The 10,409-nt window shown below is 71.8% G+C and carries 9 protein-coding genes; 2 read left to right on the top strand and 7 right to left on the bottom strand.

Annotation, left to right across the window (positions count from 1 at the left end):
- Positions 1-159 precede the first annotated feature (159 nt).
- From ACIG5F_RS23525 to hutH, 3 genes are read right to left on the bottom strand one after another with little or no spacing between them, the layout of a single operon-like run.
- On the bottom strand, positions 160-1,344 hold the full coding sequence (locus ACIG5F_RS23525; protein ID WP_396520754.1) for an allantoate amidohydrolase: 1,185 nt from the start codon (positions 1,342-1,344) through the stop codon (positions 160-162).
- A complete protein-coding gene (hutU, locus tag ACIG5F_RS23520) occupies positions 1,344-2,990 on the bottom strand; it encodes a urocanate hydratase (RefSeq protein ID WP_396520752.1) in 1,647 nt (548 codons plus the stop codon). The genes ACIG5F_RS23525 and hutU overlap by 1 nt, the downstream gene beginning before the upstream one ends.
- Positions 2,990-4,525, bottom strand: coding sequence for a histidine ammonia-lyase (gene hutH / locus ACIG5F_RS23515; protein WP_396520750.1), 1,536 nt, complete (start codon positions 4,523-4,525; stop codon positions 2,990-2,992). Before hutH ends, hutU begins: the two co-directional genes overlap by 1 nt.
- 87 nt (positions 4,526-4,612) lie before the next feature.
- On the opposite strand from hutH, the gene ACIG5F_RS23510 reads away from it, so the two are divergent.
- Positions 4,613-5,395: an IclR family transcriptional regulator gene (locus ACIG5F_RS23510; RefSeq protein ID WP_396520748.1), complete on the top strand. Its 783-nt coding sequence runs from the start codon at positions 4,613-4,615 to the stop codon at positions 5,393-5,395.
- A gap of 99 nt (positions 5,396-5,494) precedes the next feature.
- On the opposite strand, the gene ACIG5F_RS23505 is transcribed toward ACIG5F_RS23510, so the two are convergent.
- Genes ACIG5F_RS23505 through ACIG5F_RS23490 form a run of 4 tightly spaced genes read right to left on the bottom strand, consistent with a single transcriptional unit; the run spans position 5,495 to position 8,858 of the window.
- Positions 5,495-6,418, bottom strand: a complete 924-nt coding sequence (locus tag ACIG5F_RS23505; protein ID WP_396520746.1) for a glycine betaine ABC transporter substrate-binding protein — start codon at positions 6,416-6,418, stop codon at positions 5,495-5,497.
- Positions 6,415-7,095 carry an ABC transporter permease gene (locus tag ACIG5F_RS23500; protein WP_396520744.1) on the bottom strand — a complete coding sequence of 227 codons (681 nt, stop codon included), beginning with the start codon at positions 7,093-7,095 and terminating at the stop codon, positions 6,415-6,417. The genes ACIG5F_RS23505 and ACIG5F_RS23500 overlap by 4 nt, the downstream gene beginning before the upstream one ends.
- Positions 7,096-7,098: 3 nt before the next feature.
- Positions 7,099-7,737 (bottom strand): ABC transporter permease, encoded by a 639-nt coding sequence (locus ACIG5F_RS23495; protein ID WP_396520742.1) that lies wholly within the window; start codon positions 7,735-7,737, stop codon positions 7,099-7,101.
- Positions 7,734-8,858 (bottom strand): ABC transporter ATP-binding protein, encoded by a 1,125-nt coding sequence (locus ACIG5F_RS23490; protein WP_396520740.1) that lies wholly within the window; start codon positions 8,856-8,858, stop codon positions 7,734-7,736. The genes ACIG5F_RS23495 and ACIG5F_RS23490 overlap by 4 nt, the downstream gene beginning before the upstream one ends.
- Positions 8,859-8,961: 103 nt before the next feature.
- On the opposite strand from ACIG5F_RS23490, the gene ACIG5F_RS23485 reads away from it, so the two are divergent.
- Complete coding sequence (locus tag ACIG5F_RS23485; RefSeq protein WP_396520738.1) at positions 8,962-10,407, top strand: bis-aminopropyl spermidine synthase family protein; 1,446 nt, start codon at positions 8,962-8,964, stop codon at positions 10,405-10,407.
- Positions 10,408-10,409 lie beyond the last annotated feature (2 nt).

The raw sequence follows: 10,409 nt of genomic DNA, 5'->3' as shown, positions 1-10,409 counted from the left end.
GGTTGGCTAAACCGGGCAGCACGATGCCGTTCGGGGGGGGGGCATCCGCCGGCTTTGTGTCCTATGTGGACTGTTTCTCGAGGCGGCCGTCGTCGCCGACGTGCACGAGCACGCCGGCGACCACGCCCTCGGGCAGCCAAGCCCGCTCACACCAGTAGATCACGCGGCCAGATGCTCCAGAGTCGTCGCCAGCGCGGCGACTCCGGCCTCGCAGTCGTCCGGCTCGGCGTACTCCTCCGGCGCGTGGCTGACGCCGGTCGGGTTGCGCACGAACAACATCGCGGTCGGCACGCGGCTGGCCAGGATGCCGGCGTCGTGCCCGGCCCCGGTCGGCAACGCCGGCACTCCACCGAGCACAGTGGACAGATCGTCCCGGAGAACCTCGTCGAACACCACGGTGTCGCCGTAGGACTCCTGGGTGATGCGGACCCCGCAGCCCTCCTCAGACGCCGCCAGCCGGGCCATCGCCTGGATCTCCGCCACCACCGACTTGGTGGTGGCGTCATCCGCGGCTCGGGCATCCAGCCACACGTCGACCTGGGACGGGATCACGTTGGTGCCACCGGGAATCGGCACGATGCGCCCCACGGTCGCCCGCGCCCCGCCGACGGCCGCCTTGCGGGCGGCCAGAACCAGCGACGCCGCCGGCACCATCGGGTCGCGACGGTCGCCCATCAGCGTTGCCCCGGCGTGGTTTCCCTCGCCGGTGAAGGTGAACCGCCACCGGCCGTGGGCCAGGATCGACGACGCCACCCCGACCGCAACGGTGAGCCCACGGCCCTGTTCCACGTGCAGCTCGACGAAACAACCGATACGTGCCAACGCTTCCTCGTCCGGCCCCAGGGTGGACGGGTCCGCGCCGGCGGCCGTGATCGCGTCGGCCAGCGACACGCCGTCCGAGTCGACCAGGGCCCGGGCCTTGTCGGCGTCGATCGCGCCGGTCATCAGCCGCGAGCCGAGGCAGGGCACGCCGAACCGGCCGCCCTCCTCCTCGACGAACACCACAACGGCGATCGGCCTGCGGGGCACAAAACCCTTGGCCCGCAGCACATCCACCGCCGCCAGCGCGGAAACCACGCCCAGCGGCCCGTCGAACGCGCCGCCGCCGGGCACCGAGTCCAGGTGGCTGCCGGTGATCACGGCGTCCGGGCCGGGGTTTCCCCACCACGCCCAGATGTTGCCGTTGCGGTCGGTCTCCACCGACAGGCCGCGCTTGACGGCCTCGGCCACGAACCACTCGCGCAGCTCCAGCTCGACCCGGTCGAACCCGTGGCGGGAGTACCCTCCGCGGGTCCGGTCCGCGCCGACGTCGGCGATCGCGGCCAGCAGGCCGGTAGCCGTCATCAGTTGGCCTTCATGGGGATCTTGACGCCCTTGTCCTGCGCGACCTGGTCGGCCAGCGCGTAGCCGGCGTCCACGTGCCGCAGCACGCCCATGCCCGGGTCGTTGGTCAGCACCCGCTCGATCTTCTGCCCGGCCAGCGCGGTGCCGTCGGCCACGGTGACCTGGCCGGCATGGATGGACCGGCCGATGCCGACGCCGCCGCCGTGGTGGATGGACACCCACGTCGCGCCGGAGGCGGTGTTGACCAGGGCGTTGAGCAGCGGCCAGTCGGCGATGGCGTCGGAGCCGTCGGCCATGCCCTCGGTCTCCCGGTACGGGGACGCGACCGAGCCGCAGTCGAGGTGGTCGCGGCCGATGACCACCGGCGCGGACAGCTCGCCGCTGGCCACCATCTCGTTGAAGCGCAGGCCGGCCAGGTGCCGCTCGCCATAGCCCAGCCAGCAGATGCGGGCCGGAAGTCCTTGGAAGGCAACACGTTCGCCGGCCATCTTGATCCAGCGCTTGAGCGGCTCGTTGTCCGGGAACAGCTCCAGGATCGCCTTGTCGGTGGCGGCGATGTCGGCCGGGTCGCCGGACAGCGCGGCCCAGCGGAAGGGGCCCTTGCCCTCGCAGAACAGCGGCCGGATGTAGGCCGGCACGAAGCCGGGGAACTCGAAGGCCCGCTCGTAGCCGCCCAGCTTGGCCTCGCCGCGCAGCGAGTTGCCGTAGTCGAAGACCTCGGCGCCGCCGTCCTGGAAGCCGACCATGGCCTCCACGTGCGCGGCCATCGAGGCGCGGGCGCGGTCGGTGAACTCCTCGGGCTTCTTCGCCGCATAGTCGTGCCAGTCGGCCAGATCCACGCCGACCGGCAGGTACGACAGCGGGTCGTGGGCCGAGGTCTGGTCGGTGACGATGTCGACCTCGACGCCGCGGCGCAGCAGCTCCGGCAGCACCTCGGCGGCGTTGCCGACCAGGCCTACCGACAGCGCCTTGCGCTCCTTCTTGGCGGTCTCCACCCGGCGGATCGCGTCGTCCAGGTCGGTGGCGATCTCGTCCAGGTACCGGTGCTCGACCCGGCGCTGCGCGCGCACGGGGTCGACGTCGATGCACAGCGCCACACCGTCGTTCATGGTGACGGCCAGCGGCTGCGCGCCGCCCATGCCGCCGAGGCCGGCAGTGACGGTCAACGTGCCGGCGAGGGTGCCGCCGAAGCGCTTCTCGGCCACGGCCGCGAACGTCTCGTAGGTGCCCTGGAGGATGCCCTGGGTGCCGATGTAGATCCACGAACCGGCGGTCATCTGGCCGTACATGGTCAGGCCGGCGGCCTCCAGGCGGCGGAACTCGGGCCAGTTGGCCCAGTCCGGCACCAGGTTGGAGTTGGCGATCAGCACGCGCGGGGCCCACTCGTGGGTGCGCAGCACGCCGACCGGGCGGCCGGACTGCACCAGCAGCGTCTCGTCGTCGGACAGCGTGGTCAGCTCGCGGGAGATGGCGTCGAAGCTGGGCCAGTCGCGGGCGGCCTTGCCGGTGCCGCCGTAGACCACCAGGTCCTCGGGGCGCTCGGCGACCTCCGGGTCCAGGTTGTTGTGCAGCATGCGCAGCGGCGCCTCGGTCTGCCAGCTGCGCGCGGTCAGCTGGGTGCCCCGGGCGGCCCGGATCTCGGTCATCAGGAGTTCTCCTCGACGGTGCGCGCGATCAGTCCACTGCGGACGAGCGCTTCGGTGGCCGCGATCTCCGGGGCCAGGTGGCGGTCGGGTCCGGGGCCCTGGACGTGCTCCCGGAGCAGCGCGACGACGGCGGCGGTGGCCGGCGCCGGCTTGAGCGGGGCGCGCAGGTCCAGCGCGCGGGCCGCGGTGAGCAGTTCGATGGACAGCACGGTGGTCAGGCCGTCGACGGCCTTGCGCAGCTTGCGCGCCGCCGACCAGCCCATCGAGACGTGGTCCTCCTGCATGGCGCTGGACGGGATGGAGTCCACGCTGGCCGGCACGGCCAGCCGCTTGAGCTCGGACACCACCGCGGCCTGCGTGTAGTGGGCGATCATGTGCCCGGAGTCCACGCCCGGGTCGTCGGCCAGGAACGGCGGCAGGCCGTGCGAGCGGGCCACGTCCAGCATCCGGTCGGTGCGGCGCTCGGCCATGCTGGCCACGTCGGCGACCGGGATGGCCAGGAAGTCGAGCACGTACGCGACCGGCGCGCCGTGGAAGTTGCCGTTGGACTCGACCCGGCCGTCGGCCAGCACCGCCGGGTTGTCGATCGCCGAGTCCAGCTCGCGATCGGCCACCAGCTCGGCGTGGGCCAGGGTGTCGCGGGCCGCGCCGTGCACCTGCGGCGAGCAGCGCAGCGAGTACGCGTCCTGCACGCGGGTGCAGTCGGGGCCGCGGTGGCTCTCCATGATCTCGGAGCCGGCCAGGATCTTGGTCATGTGCGCCGCCGAGCGGGCCTGGCCCGGGTGCGGGCGCAGGGCCTGGAGGTCGGGGGCGAACACGCGGTCGGTGCCCAGCAGGGCCTCCACGCTCATGGCCGCGGTGAGGTCGGCGATGTCCAGCAGCTTGGCCAGGTCGGTGATCGCCAGCACCAGCATGCCGAGCATGCCGTCGGTGCCGTTGATCATGGCCAGGCCCTCCTTCTCGGCCAGCGCCACCGGCTCGATGCCGGCCTCGGCCAGGGCCTCGGCCGCGGGCTTGAGCACACCGTCGGCGTCCCGCACCTGCCCCTCGCCGATCAGCGCCAGGGCGACCGAGGACAGCGGGGCCAGGTCGCCGGAGCAGCCCAGCGAGCCGTACTCGTGCACGATCGGCGTGATGCCGGCGTTGAGCATCCGGGCCATCGCGTCCACAGTGGACGGACGAACGCCGGTGTGGCCGGTGGCCAGCGTGCGCAGCCGCAGCAGGGCCAGGGCGCGGATCACCTCGCGCTCGACCTCGGGGCCCGCGCCGGCGGCGTGCGAGCGGATCAGCGAACGCTGGAGCTGGGCGCGCCGGTCCGGCGGGATGTGCCGGACGGCGAGCGCGCCGAAGCCGGTCGACACGCCGTAGGTGGGCGTGGTCGCGTTGGCCAGCTCCTCGATGTGCGCCCGGGCCGTGGTGACGGCCTCGACCGCGGCCGGTTCCAGCTCGACCGCCACGCCGTCGCGGGCGACCGCGACGACCTCGTCACGACGCAGCGGCTTCGCGCCGAGCTGCACTGCCTCCGGGTGTGCCATGTGCACCATCACAGCTGGTGGCGGCGGCTTGCACGAGTGCGGGACGGGTGAGAGTGTCTGGGATACCAGACGTGCCGAGGTGTACCCATGGGTAGCAGTAGCGATGTGCCGGCGCTGCGCCGGGGACTGGCCGTGCTGCGGCTGCTGTCCACCCGGCCGGGCCCGATGTCGGCCGCGATGATCGCCCGCGAGCTGGATCTGCCCAGGTCGACGGCGTACCACCTGCTGGCCGAGCTGTCCGACGCCGGCTTCGTGACGCACCTGCCGGAGGAACGCCGCTACGGGCTCGGGGTGGCGGCCTTCGAACTCGGCTCCGCGTACCTGCGCCACGATCCGCTCGAACGCCTGGCCCGCCCGCTGCTGCGGCGGCTCGTCGACCGCACCGAGACCACCGCCCACCTCGGCGTCCTGCACGGCGCCGAGGCCCTCTACCTGCTGCGGGAGCAGCCCCGCCAGCCCAACACCCTGGTCTCCGACGTCGGCGTGCGGCTGCCGGCCCACCTGCCGGCCTCCGGCCGCGCGATGCTGGCCCACCTGCTGCCGGCCCAGGTCCGGGCCCTGTTCCCGGGCACGGGCAGCTTCGTCGACCGCACCGGCCGTGGGCCCCGCGACCTGCCCTCCCTGCGCCGGCTCCTATCGGCCGAGCGGCAGCGCGGCTGGTTCGTCGAGGACGGTTTCGTGACCGCCGACTTCGCCTCGGTGGCGGCCCCGGTCTTCGACCACGGCGGCCGTCCCATCGCCGCCATCAGCACGACGTTCCGGCACGTCTGCGGCACCGCAAGCGCTTGCGGCCTTGACTGGCCGGAGGTGGCCGCCGAGGTGCGCCGGTCAGCCGAGGAACTCACCCTCCGCATAGGCGGCCACAAGTGAACCCCGGCGAGTCCCGCTGAGCGTCACACCGAACTGATGAAACGGATTCATACAGTTCGGTGTGACTGTGGACGGGACTCGCCGGGGTTCGGGTGTGGGTCAGAGGCCGGCCGAGGCCAGCCAGTCGGAGGCGACCTTGGCCGGGTCCGGCTTGTCCGGCGCGCCGAGCTTGCCGTTGAGGTCGATCAGGGTCTTGGTGTCCAGCTTGGCCGAGATGGCGTTGAGCGTCTTCTTCACCGTGTCGGTGGCCTTGCTGGTGTTGATCAGCGGCAGCACGTTCTGGGCGGCGAAGTTGAACTTCGGGTCCTCCAGCACGATCCAGCCGTTGTTGGTGATGGTCGGGTCCGTGGTGAACATGTCCGCGGCCTGGATGCTGCCCTGCTTCAGCGCGGCGACGGTCAGCGTGCTGCCGGCGTCCAGCGACTTGAAGTCCTTGAACGTGCAGTTGTAGTTCTTGGCCAGGCCGGGCAGGCCGTCCGGCCGCTTCTGGAACTCCGGCGCCGCGCCGACCACCAGGTCGCCGCAGTGCGGGGCCAGGTCGGCGATGGACTTGGCGTTGTACTTGTCGGCCGTCTCCTTGGTGACGACGACGGCGTCCTTGTCCTCGGCCGACGACTTGTCCAGCACCGACAGGCCGCTGGGCAGCGCCTTGGGCAGGGCCGCGAAGACGTCGTCGGCACTGGTGGCGGTGGCGTTCTTGTCGAAGTACTGCAGCAGCGTGCCGGAGTACTCCGGGATCAGGTCGATGGAGCCGTCCTTGAGCGCCGGGATGTAGGTCTCCCGGCTGCCGATGTTCAGCTTCTTGCTGACCTTCACGCCGGCCTTGGTCAGCGCGGCCGCGTAGATCTCGGCCAGCAGCTGGCTCTCGGCGAAGTTGGCCGACCCGATGGTGATCGTGTCGGACGGGGACTGGGAGCCACTGCTGCCCCCGGCCAGCGGGTCGCTACCGGAGCCCCCACCACACGCGGTCAGGCCGAGCGCCGCCACCAGGACGGTGACCAGGCCGGCTACGGTTCGCTTCATCTCTGGATTCCTCCACTCGTCCTCACCGGGCGCAGCCCGGGTGAGACAACCAGCCGTTGCACGCCGGTGAGCACCAGCTCGACCAGCACCGCGAGCACGGCGACCAGGATCGCGCCGCCCGCCATCTGCGGATAGTCGTGCTGCGCGAGGCCGTCGAACACGTAGCGGCCGAGGCCGCCCAGCCCCACGTAGGCGGCGACGGTCGCGGTGGCCACCACCTGCAACGCGGCGCTGCGCACGCCGCCGAAGATCAGCGGCAGGGCGTTGGGGATCTCGACCCGGAACAGCACCTCGCGCTCGGTCATGCCCACGCCCCGGGCCGCGTCCACCACGACCGGCTCCACCGCCTGGATGCCGGCGTAGGCGCCGGCCATGATCGGCGGGATGGCCAGCAGGGTGAGCGCGGCGATCGGCGGCACCAGCCCGATGCCGGCCAGCAGCACCACCAGCGTCAGCACGCCGACGGTGGGCAGCGCCCGCAGCACGTTGGCCGCGCCGACCAGCACGAAGCCGCCGCGGTTGGTGTGCCCGACCAGCGCGCCCAGCGGGAAGCCGATCACGAAGGCGATCAGCAGGGCCAGCGCGGTGTAGCCGAGGTGCTCGACCAGCCGGCTCGGCACGCCGGTGGAGCCGCTCCAGTTGGTCGGGTCGAACAGCCAGCTCGTCAACAGGTTCACGGCCTACCTCCCCACCCTGGTCCACGGGGTCACGAGCCGCCCGATCAGCTGGAGCAGCACGTCGGCGATCAGGGCCAGCACCAGCGTCGCCACGATGCCGGCGAGGATCTCGGCCACGATCTGGCGCTGGAAGCCCTCGGTGAACAGCTGGCCGTAGCCGGCGATGCCGATCAGCGCGCCCACGCTGACCAGGCTGATGTTGGACACCATGGCCACCCGCAGGCCGGCCACCACGACCGGGATGGCCAGCGGGAACTCCACGCCGACGAAGCGCCGCAGCGGCCGGTAGCCGATCGCGGTGGCCGCGGCGACGATGGTCGGGGGCACCGCCGAGAGCGCGTCGGCGATGGAGCGGACCAGCAGCGCCACCGTGTACACGCTGAGCGTGATGATCACGTTGGCCGGGTCCAGCGTCTTGGTGGCGATCAGCGCCGGCAGGATGACGATCAGCGCCAGCGACGGGATGGTGTAGAGCAGGCCGCTCACCGTGAGCAGCACCGCCCGCGCCGCCCGCCAGCGGCTGGCCGCCCAGCCCAGCGGGATGGCGATGATCAGGCCGATCACCACCGGCAGCACCGACAGGTAGACGTGCGTCACGGTGAGGTCGCCGAGCAACCCCGCGTGGTCGAACACCCACGTCATCGCGGGACCTCGCCGGCGGTGCGCGCCGCCGCCAGCGCCCGCAGCACCTCGTCGGCGGTGATCGAACCGACCAGCGTGCCGGCGGCGTCCACCGCGACGCCCAGCGCCGACGGCGAGCTGAGCGCCGCGTCCAGGGCGCTGCGCAGCGAGCCGTGCTCGGTGTCGTACAGGGATCCGCCGGCCAGCAGCAGGTCCGCGGTCACCGTGGCCGAGTCCTCCACAGTGGACAGTCGATCGGCGGAAAGCCAGCCGCACGGGTGGTTTCGCTCGTCCACCACGACCACCCAGCCGTCGCGCAGCGCCGCCTTGGCCTGCGCCACGGTCGCGCCGACGCGGACGCCGGCCAGCTCGCCGATGCCCAGCCCGGAGGCGGCCAGGAAGCCCAGCGCGCGGTAGCCGCGGTCGCGGCCGACGAAGTTGGCCACGAACTCGTCGGCCGGGCGGGCCAGCAGCTCGGCCGGAGTGTCGTACTGGGCCAGGATGCCGCCGGTGCGGAACACCGCGACCTTGTCGCCCAGCTTGATCGCCTCGTCGATGTCGTGAGTGACGAAGACGATCGTCTTGTCCAGCTCGCCCTGCAGCCGCAGCAGCTCGTCCTGAAGGCCCTCGCGGACCACCGGGTCGACCGCGCTGAACGGCTCGTCCATCAGCAGCACCGGCGGGTCCACCGCGAGGGCCCGCGCCACGCCGACGCGCTGCTGCTGGCCACCGGACAGCTGGGCCGGGTAGCGCCCACCCATGGTGGCCGGCAGGCCGACCGTCTCCAGCAGCTCCTCGGCCCGCTTGCGCGCCTTGGCCCGGCTCCAGCCGGCCAGCAGCGGCACGGTGGCGATGTTGTCCAGCACGGTGCGGTGCGGGAACAGGCCGGCCTGCTGGATCACGTAGCCGATGCCCTGCCGCAGCAGCGGCGGGTCCGGCTGGCGGACATCCTTGCCGTCGACCAGGATCGAGCCCGAGGTGGCGTCGATCATGCGGTTGATCATGCGCAGGGAGGTCGTCTTGCCGCAGCCCGATGGTCCGACGAACACCGTGATCCGGCCAGGATCGACGGTCAGGTCCAGTTCGTCGACGGCGACGGTGCCGTCATCGAACCGCTTGGTCACGGCCTGGAACTCGATCACCCGAGATCCCTCCGGTCGTCGCGGTAGTGCGCACGACAGTAGACGCTGCCCCTGACAACGGCACTGCGTTCCACTATGTGCGAGCCAGTAGGCTTACCCGATTGTGACCCCTCTGGACCAGGCCCGCGCGCTGATTTCCGGCCACGGAGCGCGCACCGGGCCGGCACGCCGCGTGATCGGTCTGCTCGGCCAGGGCCCGCGCACGCTGGCCGAACTCGTGCGTGAGTCGGCCATGCCACGGCGCGGGGTCGAGGAGTTGCTGTCCGCGCTGGACGGCGACCTGGTGCGAAACCGTGACACATATGAGATCCGGGCCGACGCGATCACCTCGTACACCGAGGCTTTCGCGGTTCCGCCGCGCCGGCAGCCGGATCTGGCGCAGATCCGCTCCGATGTGGACACAGTGCCGCCGCCGCTGGCCGCGCTCGACCACGTGCAGGCGACCGCGCAGACCGTGGCGCGGCGGGCCGATTGGCTGAACGAGCAGTATGAACTGTCCGGACGTACCCTGCTCTGCCTCGGCGATCACGACCTGACCTCGCTCGCGGTGGCCGCCGTCAATCCGGACGTGGCGGTGCTCGTGGTCGACCTGGACGACCGCGTGCTGGCGCACATCGACACCCGCGCCCGCGAGCGCGGCCTCAACATCCGCTGCCTGCATGCGGATCTGCGCTTCGGACTGCCGCCGGCCGTAACCGAATCGTCAGATCTTGTCTTCAGCGACCCGCCCTACACGCCCGAGGGCATGGCCCTGTTCGCCGGCCGCGGCGTGCAGGCCCTGCGCGACACCGGATCGGGCCGCCTGCTGCTGGCCTACGGCTTCAGCGACCGGACGCCCGCGCTGGGCCAGAAGGTGCAGCAGGAACTGCTCGGCATCGGGCTGGCGTTCGAGGCGATCCTGCCCGGCTTCCACCGGTTCGACGGGGCGCAGGCCATCGGCAGCGCCGCCGACCTCTACGTGTGCCAAGCCACCAGCCGCGGCCGCAAGGCGGCCCAGCGCACCGGCATCTACACCCACGGGCCGCAGTCGATCGAGTCGTCATCCACTGTGGACGATGCGGCGCTGCTGGCCTTCACCGGCGATTCCGTTGTGCGGCAACCGGACTGGACCGAGCCGAGCACCGGGCGGTCGGTCACCGTCGACGCCTCGGCCGACCCGGGGCCGTGGCTGCTGCGGATCCTGTTGGCCTGCAACGCCGAGAAGCTCTCGGTGCTGGTGCCCAACAACCATCCCGACCTCCGCGACGAGCGGGGGCAGAAGGCACTGTCCACTGTGGTCGCGTCCAAGTACCGACTGCGGTTGCACCGGAGCACCCCGGACGGCAAGCACGCGGTCGTGGTCGCCACCCGGACCGGTTCCGGCCTGCTCGACCGCGTGCACGGCAAGCTCGGCAACCTGTTGCGGGAAGCCATGATCGCCGAGTCCGGCGGCACGTTGACCAAGCGGGAGGCCAAGGAGCTGGTGGCGTCGAAGATCCCGGGCGAGACGGATCTACGGCTGATCGACCTGCCGCGGCACCGGATCGAGGCGATCCTCGGCTCTGCCTGAGA

The sequence above is a fragment of the Kutzneria sp. NPDC052558 genome, from assembly GCF_044547355.1.
Taxonomy (GTDB): domain Bacteria; phylum Actinomycetota; class Actinomycetes; order Mycobacteriales; family Pseudonocardiaceae; genus Kutzneria.
This window is presented reverse-complemented; position numbering and strand designations above follow the sequence as displayed.